Raw genomic sequence first — 19326 nt, 5'->3', positions numbered from 1 at the left:
GTGTTTGCTCACTATTAAAAACGTTGGCGCTTTGTTTTGTTCAGTTTTCAAAGAGCGATTTTGCTTCCCTCAGAAGCGACTTCGTTATCATAACACCACTTATTCACTATGTCAACATCTTGTTGTGAATATTTTTATCATCTTGCCAAGCAAGAAGGTATTTACCTTAACGACAAAACATAATATATCATGCAAAAAATCCTTTTGCAATATATTTTTGTTATTTTGTAACCCTTACGTTTTTGCTGAGTTTTCTTCTCATTTTTTCAATTAATTAAATGGGCGGGAGCTTTTTCTCTGTTATTCAGCTCATAATCTAGAAGGAATGTGAATATGATCTTTTATACATTCAATTACCCGAGGTGAAGCAATGGACTTAGCTGTAATCGGCCTACTCATTTCGTTTACTATGTGTTTGTATTTGTTTAGCGTTGCATATTTGGAAGCACTAAGAATTAGCAACCAAGAAGGAAAAGTTAGAGGAGCAACTTTCATAATGTGTGCATCAATGGCCTTCGTCTTTACCCGCTTTATATATATCTTTTACCAATAAAAGCAGTAAGCTGAACTCAGGCTTACTGCTTTTCACATCTTATCAATAGTGTTTCAGGTTTCCTTTACGCCTATCTCTGCAAGCGGATCGCTCGCTTCTGTCGTTTTCTTTTTAGACTTCAAATATAGAACAAGTCCGGTGATAATTATAAAACCGCCCAGCCCTTGAGTCCATGTGATCTTCTCTCCCAATAGAAGGTATGCCAGGATTGAAGCCCCGATCGGCTCCATTAAAATTGCCATAGAAATAGTTGTCGTGCTCAGCCATTTCAATGACCAATTAAAAAGGGAATGTCCCAATAAATTCGGAAATATAGCAAGCATGATAAAATAGATCCAATCAGCAGCTGGGTATGGAGCAAGCGATTCTCCAGTGAAAATGACGTACAAAAGTAAAGTTAACGTACTTGCGGCGTACACTACAAATGTATATGTAACAGACGAAATTCTTTTTCTCACCGACTGCCCAATTAATAAGTATCCAGTTATTAACGCACAAGCAAGTAGAGCAAGAATATCGCCCCAAAGAGCAAGGCCGCTTATTTGTAAGTCACCCCAGCTTATGACGACACTTCCAGCAATGGCAACCACCCCGCTTAGAACGGCCGGAATTGTAACCCTGTCTTTAAAAAACAAAAACGCTCCGACAAAGGCAAACAACGGCTGGAGGGTTACCAACACTGTCGAACTCGCAACAGATGTGTAATCCAATGACTCAAACCACAGAATAAAATGAAAAGCTAAAAAAACGCCAGCGAAAATAGAAAAAACTAAATCCTTTTTACCCAGCTTTAATAATTCCGATATGTGTCTTTTTGATAGAAAAGGCAGCATCAAGAATACAGAGAATAGCAGGCGATAAAAAGCAATAACCCCCGAAGGAGCAGATGAAACTTTCACTAATATGGCGGAAGCTGAAACGGATGCCACTCCGATGGCGAGCGCCAAGTATGGATTGAATTTGGGTTCTTGCATTTATTTCCCCTTCTTTTTCACTAAATCTGATATTTATTGTAATGTCTAAAATGCAAGACAACAATTATAATAAATTAATAGATTTAACATCATTAGCTTTGGGTATAAGGAAAAAATTAATCAACATGAATTTTCATTATTGAAAGATGGTAGGTGTTTCATATGGCAATGGAATGGATTTTTGACCCTGAATTAGAAATTCAAATATTGATAAAGCTCGGAATTTCGGCCGTTTTGGGTTTAATTATCGGACTTGAACGGGAGATAAAACGAAAACCTGTTGGTTTGAAAACCACCTTGGTGATTTCCATCGTGAGTTGTTTGCTTACAGTTGTTTCGATTGAATCTGCGTATATGTTTCCCGGCAGTGATGATGTAAATGTGACGATGGATCCACTACGTCTTGCTGCGCAAATTGTTTCCGGCATCGGATTTTTGGGAGCTGGCGTAATCCTCCGGCGTGACAATAACAGTATTTCCGGGTTAACGACAGCTGCTATCATCTGGGGAGCAGCAGGCATCGGAATTGGAGTAGGCGCCGGGTTTTATATTGAAGCCATTGCCGGGGTAATTTTATTAATTATCAGTGTAGAAATCATTCCTGCTACGCTTAAGGTAATCGGCCCGAAACAGCTTCGGGAAAAAGAAATCATGCTAAAACTGATTATTCATAAAAAAGAAGATATCGCGAAGGTAATGGAAAACATTCGCGAGAATAAGATTTCTGTTAAAAATATCCGCATTAAAGATCTTGAAGAGAACCTGCATTCTCTTCACTTAAGAATAACAGTCGACCAAAAAAGAAAAACGACGGATGTTTATTATACGGTCTCCAATATCCAGGAGATAGCAAAAGTAGAAATCGAAAATCTGTAATGCTATTGGAGCATTTGTAGTGGCTTTATATTTTTTCAAAAAACTTATTGACTTTTTCTCAGAATGGAGCTAGAATAATTCTTGTGACTTACACGGGGCATTAGCTCAGCTGGGAGAGCGCTACGCTGGCAGCGTAGAGGTCAGCGGTTCGAGCCCGCTATGCTCCATACCTTTACAACCATTGAATTAGAGCCATTTCTGAGATAATCGGGGATGGCTCTTTTTCTTTTGTCCCAAAGATAAAGTAACTTGAGTCTTGCAAAAAAATTGTCGTAAAGATTGTTTAGACGTTTCACTATCAAATGCCTTCATATTGTAGTATTTATTCATTTGCCGTTAAATGTGAGCAATCATAAGGTAATGGTTTATTTTTTGGCTATTCTTCTTTATTGTTAAGGCTTAGGGAAAATAAATATTCTAATCAACTAACCTTACCCTAGTGCTATAAATAAAACAGGCTGCCGTAATAGCAGCACTGATCTTAAGTAAGCCCCGTTGAGTTCACGAAGATATGTATATTTCTTGAGTATTTCACTCCAATACAGGCCACATAAAGCTTTTGTATTTTATTTTACGTGCCGCTTTTCAGTATTCTTAGTAGATGATATTTCTAAAAAATAAGCAATCATTAAGACTAATATCACAAGAGATAAAATAAAGTTATCCATGGGATCATCCCGGTTTACTATAATAAAACGTAATGTCGCTGTTATACCTATATATAAGAGGTATCTTATTGGAAAATGATACCCTTCTCTAAAATACTTAACGATTGTGGATAGAAACGCAAAATAAAGAAAAAACACAAGAATTTCCTGTAACAAATTATGAACTTCTAAACTTGTCCCAGTTACCTCTAATACAATCATCCATAATTCACGTATCATTGCTAAGGTTAACATGAGTCCTAGTATTATTAATGAACCGTTAAGGATATACTGAAAACCATTAATAATCCTGTTATGCATTTTAAAGCCCCCTAAGAATTATCCCAAAATAGTTATATCTTACTTAATCATTATATATATCAATCTAGATAAAATGTTCGAACATATATTGACTATTTTTCGAATTATACGAGAGGGTACAATATTTGTGTAATTGGGATTCAACAGTCTTTTCATTTTCATCTGTATAGTTTACTTCCTAAAGGTCATTATAAGGGAGCAAGTTAGTCCAACCTGCCAAACTAGATACATACTTGTTTAAAAAGCGATTCACCGGGGTCCTCCATAATGTTCATCTCTCGGTAATCGTTTTTCTGTTTAATAAAGATTAATTCAAATATATGAAAAAGCCAGCATTCGCTGACTTTCAGTAATGTTAATATTAGAGATCAATGTCAACATTCTGATTTTGATCTGATTCTTGATCTTGTTCTGAATCTTGATCTTGGTCTGCATCCGCATCAGCATCTGAACTTGAACGTGAACGTACCCGGGCATTAGAATCAGAATCTACTTCGATGTCGAGATCGATTCTGGAGTTGCCTGAATTACTGATTTTAGCAATGTTTGTATTTTTGTCCTCATTTCTCACTCTGTTTTCGGAATCAACATCATTTTGATTATTAATATCTATTTCGTTGTCAAAATCATTGTCCAGGTCTACATCAAACCGCACATCCGCTTCAGAATCCGAACGTCCGTTACCTCGATGATGACTTCGTTGATGACTATGATTTCGCTTTCTTCTAGCCATGAATATTCCTCCTTAATCTTTATGGAACTAATATATTCCATTCCTACCATTACGGATGGACTAACATCATTTGGCAGAATGTACAATTTTACTTTTTTATATGTTTGTCTATGTATTAAGGTCGACTTATCATATTTAAACAAACTGTTCTTATTGATGTGTTTCTTTTTTTTAGAATATTTGTAACCTTTACCTCGTAATTTATATTGTCGGAGGGCAACGACATAAAAGCATCGCAGGCAAGCGGGAATAAGCCGGACTCCCTTGTTCTGTTTAGATTTGGTATACACCTTTTTTCTATTACCATGCTGTCTTAGAAAATCATGTGACACTCAGGAGTTCAAGATTGACTGTTTAATTGTTGGTGCCCTACAGCAATTTCTACAGTCTTTTTCTCATTGTTAAACACTTCGAGCTTGAATCATACCGTTATTAACCAATGCCAGAATTACTCATTCAATTGGAGTTGATCTTCATGGCAAAATGGATTGACGTATCAACATCACAACATCAATTAAAACTTTTTGACGGCAACAGACTTATAAAGACTTACCCAATTGCAGTTGGAAAAATATTATCACCAACCCCTACCGGGACATACACGATTATTAATAAACAACGTAATCCCAGTGGACCATATGGAGTGCTTTGGATGGGATTGTCAAAACCTCATTACGGTATACATGGAACAAATAACCCGTCTTCAATCGGTAAGAATGTCTCACATGGGTGTATTAGAATGTTAAATCGTGATGTTCTAGACTTATCATCTAAAGTTCCAATTGGTACTACAGTTGTTATCCATAAGTAACTCTGTTATTTATATCCCTTACATCCAGGCTCTTACCCAGTCAAATAATTAAATAAGAACCGGCGTCCTAGCCCCTCCTTCTTAAGCATTTTGGTAATCATAGTTGGTAGAGAAGGAGATATTGTGAGTGGCCGTAATCTAGCTAACTTAATTGCCCGAATTCTCTAGAAATCACAACAAACTAATATAGCTTATTACTCATATTGTACCAAGTTAGTCCCCCATGCTCTGAGTTGGAAACACCTTCGTTCAGAAATCCATAGTTTTCATAAAAAGGAATTAAGTTCTCTTTGCAAGTAAGTGTCATCGTTTCACGTTTTTTCATTTTTGCTTCCCTTTCTAAATGTGCGAGTAACGCTGATGCGACTCCACGTTTTTGAAAATTCGGCGAAACCGCTAATCCTAAAATACTTTGATGACCGCCAGCAGTTGGATTTGCCTTTATATCACTAAATAGGTCATCGGTAATGTATGATGTTTTAATGACGGGTCCATTTATCAAACCCACAATCTTACTGTCTAGTTCTGCTACAAAAAAGCTATCCGCTATGTATTTAATCCTTCTTTCAAATGCTTCTTTCGTTGCAGCCTCTTCTTTTGAAAAACACACATGTTCAATATGTATAAGTTGGGGTAAGTCTTCCATTTTTACATTTCGTATGTTCAACAAACCTTCATTCCTCCTTCTTTTTACATTTTAAATAATTGAATGTCATATCGCCTTTTTTTGATTGTAAAAAATTTTCCATTTAAACCATTGGTGGATAAACACGATAGGAAAAATAAAAAGTGTGGTCCCGATTTTTTATTTCACATCGTCGTTAAAATGTTTTAGAGCGCGATATCGATATCGCACTCTAAAATCTGCTCTTTTTTATTGTAACTCTCTAGGTTCATAAGAGACATTTTTATTAAAACCTTTAGTCAACCGCATTGCTTTTTCAACTGAGGACGAAAGATAAAGCACTTCATTCATTACAGGTAATGTGGCGTGGTTGATCTCAACATAAAATAGCTTAACTAAAATCCTTGGAAACACTGCTTAATAAATTTTGTATTTCTTTGATATTTAAGCAGTTTCTGTTTCGGATTAGATTCGTTCTGAAGCACTGCCCTTCCATTGTTCGTTGGAACGGTTACTTTCTGATGCAGGTTGCTTATCTATTCCAGGTACTGCTGATTTCATTTCTTTTTCTCCACCATGGCTGTCAGTTGAGACATTTTTATTCTGCTTCATATATACCTCCTTAGTTATTCGTTTTTTTTATTATCAACAAGGAAAGGTAATCTTACGCAGTTAAAGCTGATATAATTCTTGTTCACTTGCTTTACAATTTACATTTTGTCAAATAAATAAGCATTACGGTATAGATTATGGGAAAGTACCAATCTCCTCCATCGACAACAGAAAATACATTGCATAAATTATAATTCAATTCCAAATTATAATCAGGACTCATCTTTTTATGACGTAAGGAGGCAATGAGACGGATGAAAAAAGACAATCAAAGTCACAATATACATTCTCAATTTGTTGATAACCGGCTTGATCATCTGGAGGCACAAAATAAAGATGAAAAAAATGAAAAGGGTACTACAAATGAGATTCAGCCCATGGCAACTGAGGATGGGCTGACACAATAATCGGTTACAAAAGTTTGGTTACCGACTGGGAATAAAAAAATGCACCCTAATTGTTAGGATTAGCTAAACAATTGGGGTGCATTTTATTTTCTATAAACTGTGGTTATTACGCTAGTTCCACATTGTGGTACACTTGCCGTACATCTTCTAGATCTTCCAATGCATCAATCATTTTTTCAAATTGTGCCTGGGCGTCTTCAGGAAGAGTTACCTCACTTTGAGCTAGCATTGTTAGTTCTGCTACTGAAAAATTTGTGATTCCGGCATTCTTGAACGATTCTTGCACGGCATGGAACTGGTCCGGTTCAGCGTAAACGATGACTGAATCGTCTTCTTCCAAAATATCACGTACATCTACATCTGCTTCCATTAAGATTTCAAGTGCTTCATCTGCAGTTTTGCCTTCAATGCCTATGACAGCCGTGGCGTCGAACATATAGGCGACAGATCCACTCACACCCATGTTCCCGCCGTTCTTGCCGAATGCAGCGCGCACCTCTGACGCAGTACGGTTTACGTTGTTGGTCAATGCATCTACAATAACCATGGAACCATTTGGCCCGAAGCCTTCATAGCGAAGTTCATCATAATTTTCATCCGATCCGCCTTTGGCTTTTTCAATCGCACGGTCAATAATATTTTTCGGTACATTGTATGTTTTTGCACGTTCAAGTACAACTCTTAAAGCCTGGTTGGATTCCGGATCTGGTTCTCCCTGCCTCGCTGCTACATAAATTTCACGTCCAAATTTTGCATAGATACGGCTTGTGTTTGCGTCTTTTGACGCTTTCTTTTCTTTAATATTGTTCCACTTGCGGCCCATTATGTTCACTCTCTTTCAACTTTGAATCTATTTTAAGTACAGTTATTATGAATAAAGCGGCTGCTTCAACAGATTATATTATACATCATTTGTTAAACCATTTACATTACAACCTTCCGTATATGACATTTATCATGTATGCTACATGACGCATGCTACTTCAAATGGCATTTTACTGCATTTATAATGAAAAATAAGAATAAAAATGAAGAAGGGAAATTGATACAATGACCCAGCAAAATACAAAGACATTAAGGAAGCAAGTCGCCCCTTATGAAAAATCTGAAACCAATAAAAGCATCAGGCAGATTATCAACACTTTCATACCATTCTTCTTGTTATGGTTTTTAGCTTATCAAAGCCTGTCCATATCGTATCTCCTTACACTTTCATTCTCAGTGGTTGCAGCTGGATTTCTAGTTCGGATTTTCATCATTTTTCACGATTGCTGCCATCACTCGTTCTTTAAAAACCGTACGGCCAACAAAGTCCTAGGAACGATAACGGGCATGATGACACTATTCCCATATACTCAATGGCAGCACGACCATTCCGTTCATCACGCTACAAGCAGCAATCTGGATAAACGTGGAACAGGAGATATGTGGATGCTGACAGTGGAAGAGTACACAGCAGCGCCATTTTGGACTCGTGTAGGCTATCGGCTGTACCGAAATCCGCTCATCATGTTTGGGTTAGGTCCGATTTATGTATTCCTGATCACCAACAGGTTTAATAGAAAAGGAGCAAGAAAAAAGGAACGGCTAAACACCTACCTAACGAACATTGGAATCGCTATTTGGGTTACGGCATTAGGATTGACCCTTGGTTGGGAGTCCTTCCTTCTGGTACAGGTACCGATTTTCTGGATTTCAGGTGCTGCCGGTGTCTGGCTATTTTATGTGCAGCATACGTTCGAGGATTCTTACTTTGAAGAAGATGAAAACTGGGAGTATGTAAAAGCAGCCGTCGAAGGAAGTTCCTTTTACAAGCTTCCTAAGTTGCTGCAATGGCTGACAGGAAATATCGGCTACCACCATGTTCATCACTTAAGTCCTAGAGTCCCTAACTACAAGCTTGAAGTGGTACATGACAATACTTTCCCCTTACAGAATGTACCGACGATCTCTCTGGCCACCAGTTTAACCTCCCTAAAATTCCGCTTATGGGATGAGGAAGGAAAAAGATTTGTTGGATTTAAAGATGTGAAGTCTACTTCCAAATTAAAAAATGTCATGACGCAGACAAAAAACGGTTTATAAAGGGCAAACACCTTCCTCCCCATATATGCAAGGGTCAGCATTGTTCCTGCATACATGGGGAGTTTTACTATCCATCCAGAAATGGAACTTTATCGTGCATTCAAAAGACTTTGCACGTCACTGTGTGATATGATAACAGCGTAATTATCTGTGAAGCTGTCCCCTAATATTGCAAAGTTTTAGGTCATCTTTCATAAATGCCAAAAAAAGAGGTTACCAAAATGTTGAAAAGGTATATGCTATCCCTAAAAAGCACTGGGATTTCCCCTTATATTTGGACTATTCTATGCATCCTTCCCTTTTACTTTATCTTCCAATCTCCGTCCACTCTCAAAATAGTCATTGGAATATTTCTAACGATCTTATTCTTTATCTTCTATCGTACCGCATATATTTCAAGAGGTTGGACTGTTTATCTTTGGACTTGCATTCTCATAGGCTTTTCCATTACGACAACCTTCCTTTACAGCTACGTTTATTTCGCATTTTTTATCGCTTATTTAATTGGGAATATTAGAGATCGCATTGCTTTTCTCACCTTATACGTAGTTCATTTAGTTGGAACGACTGTGTCCATCAATCTTACCTTCTTTCTGCAAGAACAACTATTTTTAAAGCAATTGCCATTTGTTATTATCATTTGGATTAGTGTCATTCTTCTTCCTTTTAGCATCCGTAATAAAAAAGAGCTGGGCCAGCTGGAGGAAAAGCTGGAGGACGCCAACAAACGTATTTCTGAGCTTGTCAAGCTAGAGGAGAGACAGCGTATCGCCCGGGACCTTCATGATACACTCGGCCAGAAGCTCTCGCTTATGGGGTTGAAGAGTGATTTAGCTCGGAAATTGATCTACAAGGACCCTGAACAGGCAAGAATTGAGTTAAGAGACGTGCAACAGACTGCCCGAACCGCCTTGAATGAAGTCAGGAAAATGGTATCGCAAATGCGCGGCATCAGGCTAAAAGAGGAAATCATTCACGTTAAACAACTACTAAAAGCAGCAGAAATGGAATTGGCGAATGAACCAGATGTATCCCTAACAAATGTATCTTTGTTCACAGAAAATATATTAAGCATGTGTCTTAAAGAGGCTGTAACCAACGTTGTAAAACATAGTGGTGCCACTCGCTGCGAAATATTGATCGAACAAACTTGGGATAAAACTGCCATTACTGTCCGTGACAACGGAAATGGTTACTTGTCCCAAGATGATTTTGTGAAAGGTAACGGACTGATAGGAATGAAGGAACGCCTGGAGTTTGTAAATGGAAGCCTGGAGATTAAGTGTGAAGAAGGAACGTCGCTGATCATAAGGGTGCCAAACGACGTAAAGAAGTCCGAAAGGGAGGAATTGAGATGATCCGAATTGTTATTGCTGAAGACCAGCGGATGCTACTGGGAGCCTTAGGTTCCCTACTCAACCTTGAAGAAGATATGGAAGTGGTTGGGCAGGCAGGCAACGGAGAAGAAGCGATTAATCTTGTACAGCGATATCAGCCGGATGTCTGCATTATGGATATTGAAATGCCCGGAAAAACCGGGCTTGAAGCAGCTGAAGAAATAAAAGGCCTTGGTTGTAAAGTCATTATATTGACGACATTTGCCCGATCAGGTTATTTTCAACGTGCACTAAAAGCAGGTGTAAGCGGATATTTATTGAAGGATGGGCCAAGTGATGAGCTGGCAAACTCAATCCGCAGCGTCATGGCAGGCCGGCGGATTTATGCACCGGAGCTTATGGATGATGTATACAGTGAAGAAAACCCGCTTACTGAACGGGAAAAAGAAGTGCTGGAACTGGTTGCCGACGGAAAAAACACAAAAGAAATCGCCGAAGAGCTAAGCATCAAAGCCGGAACGGTCCGAAACTATATTTCAATGATCCTGGATAAGCTGGAAGTCAAGAACCGAATTGAAGCAATCAAACAATCCAAAGAAAAAGGCTGGTTTAAATAGGCATGTACCGGACTAATTAAAAATCTTTTTGCATCAAGTGAGCTCATGGCAAGTGAATAGGGTTCTTCCCCGGATGAACAAGCCGCACTCCAAACTTTAATCTGCTTATCCTGGTTTTCTTTTAGGAATTCAGGGAGAACATAGTCCCGAAAAACGTTTTCTGAACATTTATTAATTAAGGCTATTTCTATATTTTTTTACCAATTGAGTGTATTTACAGAAATATAACAGAAAAAAAGTACTGGTTTTGTCCAATTGGCTTCAAACACTCTCATTTCCAACCCTTTCAAACAGTAAACTCATTCGTATGAACAAAAATTCAATAAAATTGTGACAAAATAAAAAACCTAGCAAAAATCTACTAGGCAAGCACATTGACTGCTACAAACGAACTGATCTTATGAGTCTACAACTTTATAATTTTTTCATCCGCTATGTTTACAAAATCAATGCGCTGACAATCAGCCGCACAAAAGGAAAATCACGACCAATTAGATTGAATCTGTCCGCAACTAACCATTGTAATTCAATTATATGGAACAATGGACGTGCGTTCCTAACTTTTAACCTTCAAGTTAAAAATTGAACCTGGTTTCTTCCGTTTTCTTTTGATTTATAAAGGGCAGCATCAGCACGGCTTAGCAAAGAGTATTTGTCATCACCCTGCCTGTAGGTAGCCACTCCAAAACTTGCCGTAACCGCGTAAACCTCGATAAATTGATGAGAGTTAATCATCGACCTAATTCGTTCGGCCTCGATTTCCGGTGAGGAGTCCCCTGTTTGGATTAGGATAAATTCCTCTCCACCCCATCTGCCAAAGAACTGGTTTTCTTGCCGATTTATTTTCAGTAATGAAGACATTTCTTTTAATACCTGGTCTCCGACATCATGGCCATACGTATCATTTATTGATTTAAAGTGGTCAATATCAAACAATATAATGGAAAAAACGGCAGGATTCAGCCCTTCGAACTGTTTCGTCAATATTTCATCTATTTTTCTTCTATTCGGAAGGCCCGTTAAATGATCTGTATGAGCAATATCCCTGAGCTGCTGGTTAACCAGATAGACCTTAAACAACTCCTGAAGATAAAACAATGAAAGAATAAAAACGTATTGCGAGATAAAGAAATTCAGAAGAATCCTTGAGGTATCTTCCGAATATTCATATTGACTAAATGCAAGTGCTGCCATCGCCGCATTGACCGTGTGAATGGTAATAGTAAGAAATAAAGCCTTTTTCTTATGCAGTGTAAAGAAAATTGAAATATATAGCAACGGTACCCAGAACAGGAATCCTCCTGAATCATGCATGTATCCCCGTGGAATTTCCATAAATATAATATGTTGAAAGTATAGCAGCAGGACACTTGTTACAACAATCAAAGTAATAACTTCAACGGCTCTAAACCAATTTCTCTTAAGGATTAATAAAACAAAACCAGTTAAAAACCAGGCCAAAAGCAGGTAGTCCTTGAGAAAATCTTCGAAATGCAAGGTTGTACTAGTAATCTTATAAAAATATTGATTAATTAAAAGCGAGAAGCCAAAAAAAGGGAACGCGACTAAAAATATCTTCCTTTTTAACTCTTCAAACTGTTGTAACAAAAAAAGCCTCTCCTTCCCCCGAGCGATACACTAATATAAAGCGGTTAAAACACCAGGACTTTATTACCATTCTAGTTTTCTTTTAAGAAATCCTTTACATTATATCATTTTCTTTTTTTCTTAACAGTTTCAGTTTTTATCTCCTTATTTATAATACGAACACCTGATGTGACATCATCATACGTTATTGTAGGTAAAAAAGGAGGCGGAAGTGGGTGGGGGACGTTAAAGCGAGCACACCATGGTTTAATAAAGATCCCATCAGAATCGGACCTGATGAAGTCCGGACAAAGGGAATTGGCATCGAAAAATCTTTTCCCGTTGAAATAAATGGAGTGATATGCCATGCCGGAATCGGATTTGTTAATATACTGAAAGATGATCAAACTGTTGTGACCATTATGACAGAGCGGATAAATAGCATCACGTGGGAAGATCCTGGTTGCCAGCCTGGGGGTGATTGTCACAAAATGGATTCAAGACATATAAATCATTTCCAGAACATTGATGGCCAGAAATTCTCACACGCACATGCCTGCCATGATCTCTGCCCATGTTGCGGACGTCAACATAATGACTGCCGCCACCCAGATTTTATTTATATCCGGGACCAAGTAATCCCATTCTGCGATGACCGTATTCAGCTACGGCTCGCGGGGCTGACCGATAGCGTAAATTTTGAACTGCTGAGCCATAAAGGATGCAGGGTTTTCCTTGACGTTTCTTGAACAGCATGTATCAAAATAACATTAAGAACCGGCTTTTCCAGGAGTACAACATTTGGGCGGCACCCTAAGCCATCCCCTATCTTTCATGAGAGTTTTTAAGGGGGCAGCAAATTTCATTAATTGAATTTGGATTCCCAGAAACATCATTCAAACATCAGTCCTAATCGACTTTGTCATTGCTTGTACAAAGTAATTGTAGTTGCCACCTTCACTGAAATTAGGTTTGCCTTTTCATCTTCGGTTAATTTAACACCTTCAGGGACACCCGCAGGTACAAAAACCGCTTTTTGGGAACTAATCTGAGGTAGTGGAACGCCTTCTTTAACCAGGAAGTTTTTAATCATTTCCGTACAATTCCGACTACTCTGGAGGGCATTTTCTAACATATGTCGCAAATCGTGTCTTCAGTAGTATTTAAGGCTACTTGGTACATTTTTGAGCTTCACCGAAAGCAGTATATGCAGTCCACAAGTGCATGACCTCATTCACATGTCACGCCGGTTTTGGCTGTTCATCGGTAAAATTTTTGATTATGGCCGACATTGATCCAAAGTTATTTGTCATAAACTCACCTCAATATTGACATGGTTATTTTTTTAGAAATAAAATTTACATTCTGGTTTCTTGTAATGCAATAAGTTTGAGAAGGATAAACCTTGTCCCCACGCCTACAAGTATGTAATAGAAGAAAGAAAAAATATAATTCCATCGAATATAAGAAACAACCTGTACCCACTCACTAAAGGTTTCACCTATAAAAGCATATAGTACTGCCATAAGTATCTGAGCAATCAAATAGGTTTTCCATGTATTGAAATACTGATACAACAGCATAAAAGCTACAGGAACCATGGACATGTCGAATGGCAATCCACGTGGAATGATCGGTAGCAGCTGAATAGGATATTCCCATAGGCCATATTGTAATCCAATGACATCGAATAATTTCGTGATAATTAAAATGAACATTCCAAATAAAAAAGTTTGAATAATATGATCCCTTTTAACAAGAAAAAACCAAATAATCCAAGGCATGATCAAAAAAACAACGAGCATCCACCACTGCCATGTAAAAACTTCATATTCCAGCCAATGGTTTATGTCGATGTGTAATAACTTATCCTCAATTTTTCTCATTTCCACCATATGATTTTCGTTTATAGTATTCATTTCTTAAACTCATCCTTTGTAGAGAGGTAAAATTGTATAACTGTTACTCCCATCAGTAATCAAAAGCTGAATCATTCCTCTTTCATGCAAGCTTTCTTTCCAGCATACAAATCCACATATAATAAATTAGGCAATTTAATCCCAACATACTTTTTTCCTTTTTATTTAATATGCCCGGGTATAAGAATCGGGATTCAACTGAACCATTCCTTAACCAAGGATGAGGAGAAAGATAAATTATTCGAAAGAAGATATGCTATCCCATTAGATAACTTTTTATCTAAACACCATAATATTAATTGATGGAATTGACGCCGGCTTACATATCGGTACCCGTAAAATGAAAGAAAGAAGTGTTGACGAACCGCGTACTGAGCTGGTTGTTCCCAGGGAAGGTTTCATTGAACAACTAGGTACCAACATAGGTCTTTTGCGATACCGGCTTCCTACTTCCGATTTTGTGATAAAAACAATGAAGATAGGGAAATTTACAAAAACGAAAGTAGCAGTATGTTACATAAAGAGTGTAGCCGAGCCTGAACTTGTCAAGGAAGTCGAGAATCGGCTTTCCAAGATAGAATTTGATTCTGTTTTAGATTCAGGCATTATAGAACAATTTATCGAGGACAATCCTTATTCACCTTTTCCGCAAATTCAACCGACAGAGAGACCTGACAGAGTTGTAGGGAATTTAATTGAAGGAAGGGTCGCTATATTAACCCAAGGTTCTCCATTTGCTCTGTTAGTACCCGTGGCGTTTAATCAGTTTTATCATACAACTGAAGATTATACCAATCGATTTTTGATGGGCAATTTTATCAGAATCATTCGCATCATAGCCCTTGTATTTTCTTTAATTTTTCCTTCTTTGTACGTTTCTTTTATTGCCTGCAACCCTGAACTTTTGCCGACAGAATTTGCTGTAGCTGTTTCAGGCGGCCGGGCTGGGGTGCCTTTTCCGGCTGTAATAGAAGACTTGGTAATAGAAGTGGCTATGGTGATATTGCGGGAAGCAACTGTTCGTTTGCCTCAGCAAGTGGGTGGGGCATTATCGATAGTCGGTGTTCTCATTATTGGACAGGCTACAGTTCAGGCAGGGTTTGCAAGCCCGGTTACAGTGGTCGTCATCGCTATTGCTACAATCGGTTCGTTTGCCACTCCCGTTTATACAGCTGCATTTGCACTAAGAATGCTGAGATTTCCAATCCTAATATTGTCGGATATTTATGGTTTATATGGTGTGGTTATCGGTTCCATTATCATATTTAACCATATGTTTTATGAAAACTTTTTTTGGTGATAAGTTTACGTCATTAATACAGGTTATCGATAAATATGTCAGATAAGATACCTTTGAATTTTTGGGCTAATGTTCGAACGTGTACTTTCAAAAGACATGGTATATTTTTCTACAGCAAAGAACCGGATAAATTAATTTTCCGGTGCACCAGGTGCATAGTAGTATGGAGGGACTCTTAGCCATTCTCTTTTCTTCATTAACGGTTTTAAAGTGGCTCCAAAGGTTAACAGCTCAGCCTGGAATTCCAAGAACATGAACCCGACATCAGTTCTGACAGATTGTGATTGCGCATTGGCACATTGTACATTCATATACGCTATCTTGGCTGAAACGCCATTTGCTATTTCATTATTGGTTAGCTTTACACCCAAAGGCACCTCTTCTGGATCACTTTTCGGCTTGCTGGCTGGCATTGTTGGGAGGGGGACTCCTTCAGCCGTTAAAAATTGTTCAAGTCTTTTGACTTGAGAACCACAAGTTTTGATTGCATCTCTTAACATTTCAATGACTTCATCATCTGTCGTCATGTTTAGTGCATCTTGTTCATACTGAAGGGCCTCGCACATACTAGTGTAGTATAGCCAGCAAATTGTCACCTCACCTGTGTGCAGTCTTGATTGGGGTTCTTCGTCCATAACCGATCTGATGGTATGGAAAAGGGCTTCAAAAATATTTGACAAGGTGTCCATCTCCTATTTTTTTATAGATGAAGTTTTGCCATCAGAATATTTTTTTATTCCATTTCTCTCAACGATTTGTGAACAATTTTATGTTATCAAAAATATAATGCTTCCATTATGGTTAAACTATATTACCTCGGGTAACTAACTTAATTTTGGAGGTATTTTATGCAATCTTACATAGAGAATGTTCGGTGGAATTGTTATATGCCATATACCTTAACAATTAATTACTTAGCCGCAGTTGTGAGTTAGGGAATAGAGCAGTAGCATGAAACATTCAAATCGTGAGCAGGCCGCGGAAAAAGTTTTTTGGAGTGTGGCATTACCTGGCTTTGGCCAGCTGTTAAATGGAAAACTTATCAAAGGAATCCTTTTTATTACCTTAGAGATTATCATCAATCTTCAATCCAATTTTAATGAAGTCATTATTTTAAGCTTTAACAAAAAAATACGTGAGTCGATTGAACAAACCAATTACCAGTGGCTTATGTTTTACCCATGCCTGTATATGTTTGCGATATGGGATGCCTATAAAGATGCGGGCGGCGGCAAAGGCAGATATTCATTCCTGCCCTTTGTTTTTGCAGCATATTTTGTCACCCTAGGCCTGGTCTTTTCTCCATCATTTAAAATGTTTGGTGTGTTATTAGGCCCGATATGGCTACCTATTTTATCATTACCAATAGGATTAGCAATGGGGCTCATAATCAAAAAATTAATCGAGGGTCTAAAATAAAGCCCTATTAAAAACTCGTTTTCTTGTTTTAATGTTTTCAGTTTAGGGGGGATCCTGATGGAGCATGATGTATCATGGTATATCATTAACTTTTTAATTGGGATGAGTGTTGGAATATTTATCTGTTTTGGAGGCGTTTTTTTCTTTTCATTGGTAAGGAAGCTAATAGATAAACTGATTTAAAGCCATAACTTCTTTAGAGGTGTGGCTTTATAAATTGTAAATGATGGTTCATTGTGCGTTTTACTGAACTTTTGGGACAAAACTATCCCCATTCAAAAGGTTGAATAGGGAAATGTTTTCCATATTGTATACATAATATTCGCTAATACATCGTGCCCGTACCTTTAATATCAAGGTTAGTATGGACCCGGATATCCATATTTGGATAGAGGCTCCTCCACTCCTCCCTCTCTTTTTGTCTTGGTCCCACCTTAGCTTGATATCTTAATTCAAGGCCAAGTGGATCAGACCCCATACTTTGAATTTTTTTCATGGCGCGTTTAACCCGCTTACTTATCGTTTTACTGGCAATTTTTTCATAGTGCTTTATTTCTTGGTTAGTAGCTAATTTCTCTCCTGATCCTTCAATAAAACCCATTATGTCTAAATGCATATCGACATAGGGTCTTTTTCCATTCGGAAGCATTACCTGTATCACGGCTTTGAGCTGATCAACATTTACAAATAAATGATTCTTTCCGGAGGCTACATTGATTTGGCCCCGTCTCTGTGTATTCATCAACTCATTCAACATCCTTGTTTCATCCCTGTTCAGGCTACCTGCAAGTTTATCCCCTGCAAATAAAGCAACCGTATTGATGGCGTAAGTATCTTTTTGAGGTTCGATAATCGGAAGATACGGATCTATTCCATCTTCCCGTACCCTCATAAAAAAATCGTTAACCATCGAAGTGCTAACATATGTAGACGTATTAGTGGATGGATCAAAAGTAAGAATCAGGGCATTGGCAGGCAATCTTTCCGACTTGGCTCGAATTTTCAATACCTCTTTTGAGGATGGTTTCCCGATTCCTAAATAAGTGATCCCTTGTATGTCCCTTCTTCTTAAAAACCAGTTTATTGTAGAGAGCGGATTTTCACTAATCATTTTTTCATCAAACAGTACCATTCTGCAGTGTCCAAAATCGAATTCTTTATCTACCCTTGATTTCATCACCCTTACTGCCTCCGGAATGGAATCCGCTTTTTCCGAAATAAGCTGGAAATCTGCTTGGCCGGGTTTTACCTCCGGGGACGGAATCGCTAATTTTAACGTAACATCATAAGGTTTGTCTTTATCGTCTGAACTATCCACCCCCATCGCAACGACAAAAAAGCGTTTATCAATATCCCTGAACTGGCACCCTGAAAGTATGGCACCCAATAGAATTAGTTCACATAAAAGGAAAGCAAGGCACGGCTTTTTCATGCACTCTTCCTCCTTAAGGATAATAAGTAGACCATGACAACCAAAATCACTTCGACAACAAACCGGAAATTAAACCAATATTTTACGATGCCAAAAAACTCCCGGTGATTGAGTTGCGCCTGCAATAAGATCGTTAATCCCCCTGCTATAAGTAAAAATAAAAGCCCCCATGGTTTTTTCTGAAGTTTTTGTACAGCACCTTTTAGAAGCTCCATTCCAATATGCCAGGTAACCATCCCAAATAGAAAAGTCATTAATAAGTAGAAAAACAATAATAAAAAGACTGTTCGTTCTATAAAGCCCAGTTCCATTCTTAACGAATCGGCAGCCATGATCCACGGCAAAACAATGTCACTTACCGCATTAATTCCAAAGAAACCAATAGGGATAAAAAAACTGCTGAATAGTATTCCTGTTCCAATAACAGGGATAATCCAAAAATAGTTAAGCACTTTTTTAGAATCGATATATTTATTAAAAATAGCCAAGTTGATATACCCGATAAATAAGTATGTAGCTGAAGCTAGTGAACTATAAGTTGGCATTTCCCACGTATAATGAAGCATTCTGGCAATATGGACAGGATTGAATAAATCACTTCTCATCGCTTTAAAAATTATGAATAAAACGACAGGGAAAGCAAATAGCATTGTTATTTCAGTTTTATATAACAGAGATGTTGTTTGCCGGACTGCCCCATAGATGAACACGGCTACAAAAAGTCCGGAAATCAATGGCAGACTCATTTCAGGCATGAGATATAGCTTTATCAAATAGCTGAAAGAAATTAATGCAAAGCTGCCGCTGGCTATCCACATCAATGCGAGAAAAACCAAAAAGGGCTTGCATACCCAACCCGGCAAATGTTTATTTAAAATAGCCGGAAGATCTTTATTCGGGAATCTGCTCATTCCCTTTGTGAATAAGTAGGCCAGAAGGCTGCCAATGGGGATGCTTAGCAAAATGGACATAAGGGAGCCGTTAAAACGGTGTTCAACCAACACCATTGGAACATTAAGTATAATATTTAAAGTCATGTTCATAAGAACGATATAAAAATAGTAACGCACC

General features: G+C 38.0%; 21 protein-coding genes, 1 tRNA gene and 2 pseudogenes. 11 read left to right on the top strand and 13 right to left on the bottom strand.

Translation table 11 applies throughout. The annotated features are described in order from the left end of the window. Nucleotides 1-606: 606 nt before the first annotated feature. Nucleotides 607-1527 carry a DMT family transporter gene (locus tag CUU64_RS10790; protein ID WP_101633631.1) on the bottom strand — a complete coding sequence of 307 codons (921 nt, stop codon included), beginning with the start codon at nucleotides 1525-1527 and terminating at the stop codon, nucleotides 607-609. Between the two features lie 168 nt (nucleotides 1528-1695). Between CUU64_RS10790 and CUU64_RS10785 the strand changes: the two genes are divergently transcribed. Continuing rightward, complete coding sequence (locus tag CUU64_RS10785; protein WP_101633642.1) at nucleotides 1696-2403, top strand: MgtC/SapB family protein; 708 nt, start codon at nucleotides 1696-1698, stop codon at nucleotides 2401-2403. Between the two features lie 94 nt (nucleotides 2404-2497). Next, a tRNA-Ala gene (locus CUU64_RS10780) sits at nucleotides 2498-2570 on the top strand. Between the two features lie 399 nt (nucleotides 2571-2969). On the opposite strand, the gene CUU64_RS10775 is transcribed toward CUU64_RS10780, so the two are convergent. Continuing rightward, entirely contained in the window at nucleotides 2970-3371 is a 402-nt protein-coding gene (locus CUU64_RS10775; RefSeq protein ID WP_101633630.1) for a phosphate-starvation-inducible protein PsiE, read from the bottom strand. A 361-nt stretch (nucleotides 3372-3732) separates the two neighbouring features. Next, nucleotides 3733-4104 carry a hypothetical protein gene (locus tag CUU64_RS10770; RefSeq protein ID WP_101633629.1) on the bottom strand — a complete coding sequence of 124 codons (372 nt, stop codon included), beginning with the start codon at nucleotides 4102-4104 and terminating at the stop codon, nucleotides 3733-3735. A 475-nt stretch (nucleotides 4105-4579) separates the two neighbouring features. On the opposite strand from CUU64_RS10770, the gene CUU64_RS10765 reads away from it, so the two are divergent. Next, on the top strand, nucleotides 4580-4915 hold the full coding sequence (locus tag CUU64_RS10765; protein WP_101633628.1) for a L,D-transpeptidase: 336 nt from the start codon (nucleotides 4580-4582) through the stop codon (nucleotides 4913-4915). Nucleotides 4916-5096: 181 nt separating this feature from the next. On the opposite strand, the gene CUU64_RS10760 is transcribed toward CUU64_RS10765, so the two are convergent. Together CUU64_RS10760 and CUU64_RS21990 are read right to left on the bottom strand one after the other, a co-directional pair. Further along, complete coding sequence (locus CUU64_RS10760) at nucleotides 5097-5585, bottom strand: GNAT family N-acetyltransferase (RefSeq protein ID WP_101633627.1); 489 nt, start codon at nucleotides 5583-5585, stop codon at nucleotides 5097-5099. A 420-nt stretch (nucleotides 5586-6005) separates the two neighbouring features. Further along, entirely contained in the window at nucleotides 6006-6152 is a 147-nt protein-coding gene (locus CUU64_RS21990) for a hypothetical protein (protein ID WP_180954552.1), read from the bottom strand. Between the two features lie 254 nt (nucleotides 6153-6406). Here CUU64_RS21990 and CUU64_RS21985 point away from each other — a divergent pair, with 254 nt between their 5' ends. Further along, on the top strand, nucleotides 6407-6559 hold the full coding sequence (locus CUU64_RS21985; protein WP_180954551.1) for a hypothetical protein: 153 nt from the start codon (nucleotides 6407-6409) through the stop codon (nucleotides 6557-6559). Nucleotides 6560-6665: 106 nt separating this feature from the next. Here CUU64_RS21985 and CUU64_RS10755 read toward each other — a convergent pair whose 3' ends face one another. Next, entirely contained in the window at nucleotides 6666-7382 is a 717-nt protein-coding gene (locus tag CUU64_RS10755) for a YebC/PmpR family DNA-binding transcriptional regulator (RefSeq protein ID WP_101633626.1), read from the bottom strand. A gap of 227 nt (nucleotides 7383-7609) precedes the next feature. On the opposite strand from CUU64_RS10755, the gene desA reads away from it, so the two are divergent. From desA to CUU64_RS10740, 3 genes are all read left to right on the top strand, one after another. Continuing rightward, nucleotides 7610-8644, top strand: coding sequence for a Delta(5) desaturase DesA (desA, locus tag CUU64_RS10750; protein WP_101633625.1), 1035 nt, complete (start codon nucleotides 7610-7612; stop codon nucleotides 8642-8644). Nucleotides 8645-8865: 221 nt separating this feature from the next. Next, entirely contained in the window at nucleotides 8866-10002 is a 1137-nt protein-coding gene (locus tag CUU64_RS10745; RefSeq protein ID WP_101633624.1) for a sensor histidine kinase, read from the top strand. Then, complete coding sequence (locus CUU64_RS10740; RefSeq protein ID WP_101633623.1) at nucleotides 9999-10598, top strand: response regulator transcription factor; 600 nt, start codon at nucleotides 9999-10001, stop codon at nucleotides 10596-10598. Before CUU64_RS10745 ends, CUU64_RS10740 begins: the two co-directional genes overlap by 4 nt. Nucleotides 10599-10642: 44 nt before the next feature. Here the strand turns inward: CUU64_RS10740 and CUU64_RS22340 are convergent. Continuing rightward, nucleotides 10643-10753, bottom strand: a pseudogene (locus CUU64_RS22340) (CheR family methyltransferase); the annotation flags it as partial. Nucleotides 10754-11168: 415 nt separating this feature from the next. Continuing rightward, nucleotides 11169-12206 carry a GGDEF domain-containing protein gene (locus CUU64_RS10730; RefSeq protein WP_101633621.1) on the bottom strand — a complete coding sequence of 346 codons (1038 nt, stop codon included), beginning with the start codon at nucleotides 12204-12206 and terminating at the stop codon, nucleotides 11169-11171. A gap of 215 nt (nucleotides 12207-12421) precedes the next feature. On the opposite strand from CUU64_RS10730, the gene CUU64_RS10725 reads away from it, so the two are divergent. Beyond that, entirely contained in the window at nucleotides 12422-12934 is a 513-nt protein-coding gene (locus CUU64_RS10725) for a hypothetical protein (RefSeq protein WP_101633620.1), read from the top strand. Between the two features lie 173 nt (nucleotides 12935-13107). Here CUU64_RS10725 and CUU64_RS22580 read toward each other — a convergent pair whose 3' ends face one another. Together CUU64_RS22580 and CUU64_RS10715 are read right to left on the bottom strand one after the other, a co-directional pair. After that, the gene (locus CUU64_RS22580; RefSeq protein WP_257985486.1) at nucleotides 13108-13278 is read right to left on the bottom strand and encodes a hypothetical protein; all 171 of its coding nucleotides are present in this window, start codon (nucleotides 13276-13278) and stop codon (nucleotides 13108-13110) included. A 265-nt stretch (nucleotides 13279-13543) separates the two neighbouring features. Further along, complete coding sequence (locus tag CUU64_RS10715; RefSeq protein WP_101633619.1) at nucleotides 13544-14104, bottom strand: CBO0543 family protein; 561 nt, start codon at nucleotides 14102-14104, stop codon at nucleotides 13544-13546. A 286-nt stretch (nucleotides 14105-14390) separates the two neighbouring features. Here CUU64_RS10715 and CUU64_RS10710 point away from each other — a divergent pair. Next, nucleotides 14391-15380: pseudogene (locus tag CUU64_RS10710) on the top strand (spore germination protein); the annotation flags it as partial. A gap of 155 nt (nucleotides 15381-15535) precedes the next feature. On the opposite strand, the gene CUU64_RS10705 reads toward CUU64_RS10710, so the two are convergent. After that, nucleotides 15536-16084 carry a DUF3231 family protein gene (locus CUU64_RS10705; protein WP_101633617.1) on the bottom strand — a complete coding sequence of 183 codons (549 nt, stop codon included), beginning with the start codon at nucleotides 16082-16084 and terminating at the stop codon, nucleotides 15536-15538. 271 nt (nucleotides 16085-16355) lie between these two features. Between CUU64_RS10705 and CUU64_RS10700 the strand changes: the two genes are divergently transcribed. Continuing rightward, nucleotides 16356-16823 carry a hypothetical protein gene (locus tag CUU64_RS10700; RefSeq protein ID WP_101633616.1) on the top strand — a complete coding sequence of 156 codons (468 nt, stop codon included), beginning with the start codon at nucleotides 16356-16358 and terminating at the stop codon, nucleotides 16821-16823. A gap of 57 nt (nucleotides 16824-16880) precedes the next feature. Then, nucleotides 16881-17006 carry a hypothetical protein gene (locus CUU64_RS22575; RefSeq protein WP_257985485.1) on the top strand — a complete coding sequence of 42 codons (126 nt, stop codon included), beginning with the start codon at nucleotides 16881-16883 and terminating at the stop codon, nucleotides 17004-17006. 142 nt (nucleotides 17007-17148) lie between these two features. Here the strand turns inward: CUU64_RS22575 and CUU64_RS10695 are convergent, their stop codons facing one another. Then, nucleotides 17149-18255 (bottom strand): Ger(x)C family spore germination protein, encoded by a 1107-nt coding sequence (locus CUU64_RS10695; protein WP_101633615.1) that lies wholly within the window; start codon nucleotides 18253-18255, stop codon nucleotides 17149-17151. Next, entirely contained in the window at nucleotides 18252-19325 is a 1074-nt protein-coding gene (locus CUU64_RS10690; RefSeq protein ID WP_257985487.1) for a spore germination protein, read from the bottom strand. Before CUU64_RS10690 ends, CUU64_RS10695 begins: the two co-directional genes overlap by 4 nt. Nucleotide 19326 lies beyond the last annotated feature (1 nt).

It is taken from the genome of Bacillus sp. V5-8f (assembly GCF_002863565.1).
Classification (GTDB): Bacteria; Bacillota; Bacilli; order Bacillales; family DSM-1321; genus Peribacillus.
Note: the sequence above shows the minus strand (reverse complement) of the source record. Positions and strands in the feature narration are given on the sequence as shown.

Coding starts and splice junctions, on each gene's coding strand:
- CUU64_RS10700 (WP_101633616.1), top strand. CDS start 16,356: ATGAAACATTCAAATCGTGAGCAGGCCGCGGAAAAAGTTTTTTGGAGT.
- CUU64_RS10755 (WP_101633626.1), bottom strand. CDS start 7,382: ATGGGCCGCAAGTGGAACAATATTAAAGAAAAGAAAGCGTCAAAAGAC.
- CUU64_RS10765 (WP_101633628.1), top strand. CDS start 4,580: ATGGCAAAATGGATTGACGTATCAACATCACAACATCAATTAAAACTT.
- CUU64_RS10745 (WP_101633624.1), top strand. CDS start 8,866: ATGTTGAAAAGGTATATGCTATCCCTAAAAAGCACTGGGATTTCCCCT.
- CUU64_RS22575 (WP_257985485.1), top strand. CDS start 16,881: ATGGAGCATGATGTATCATGGTATATCATTAACTTTTTAATTGGGATG.
- CUU64_RS10715 (WP_101633619.1), bottom strand. CDS start 14,104: ATGAATACTATAAACGAAAATCATATGGTGGAAATGAGAAAAATTGAG.
- CUU64_RS22580 (WP_257985486.1), bottom strand. CDS start 13,278: ATGATTAAAAACTTCCTGGTTAAAGAAGGCGTTCCACTACCTCAGATT.
- CUU64_RS10740 (WP_101633623.1), top strand. CDS start 9,999: ATGATCCGAATTGTTATTGCTGAAGACCAGCGGATGCTACTGGGAGCC.
- desA (WP_101633625.1), top strand. CDS start 7,610: ATGACCCAGCAAAATACAAAGACATTAAGGAAGCAAGTCGCCCCTTAT.
- CUU64_RS21990 (WP_180954552.1), bottom strand. CDS start 6,152: ATGAAGCAGAATAAAAATGTCTCAACTGACAGCCATGGTGGAGAAAAA.
- CUU64_RS10790 (WP_101633631.1), bottom strand. CDS start 1,527: ATGCAAGAACCCAAATTCAATCCATACTTGGCGCTCGCCATCGGAGTG.
- CUU64_RS10695 (WP_101633615.1), bottom strand. CDS start 18,255: ATGAAAAAGCCGTGCCTTGCTTTCCTTTTATGTGAACTAATTCTATTG.
- CUU64_RS21985 (WP_180954551.1), top strand. CDS start 6,407: ATGAAAAAAGACAATCAAAGTCACAATATACATTCTCAATTTGTTGAT.
- CUU64_RS10770 (WP_101633629.1), bottom strand. CDS start 4,104: ATGGCTAGAAGAAAGCGAAATCATAGTCATCAACGAAGTCATCATCGA.
- CUU64_RS10785 (WP_101633642.1), top strand. CDS start 1,696: ATGGAATGGATTTTTGACCCTGAATTAGAAATTCAAATATTGATAAAG.
- CUU64_RS10775 (WP_101633630.1), bottom strand. CDS start 3,371: ATGCATAACAGGATTATTAATGGTTTTCAGTATATCCTTAACGGTTCA.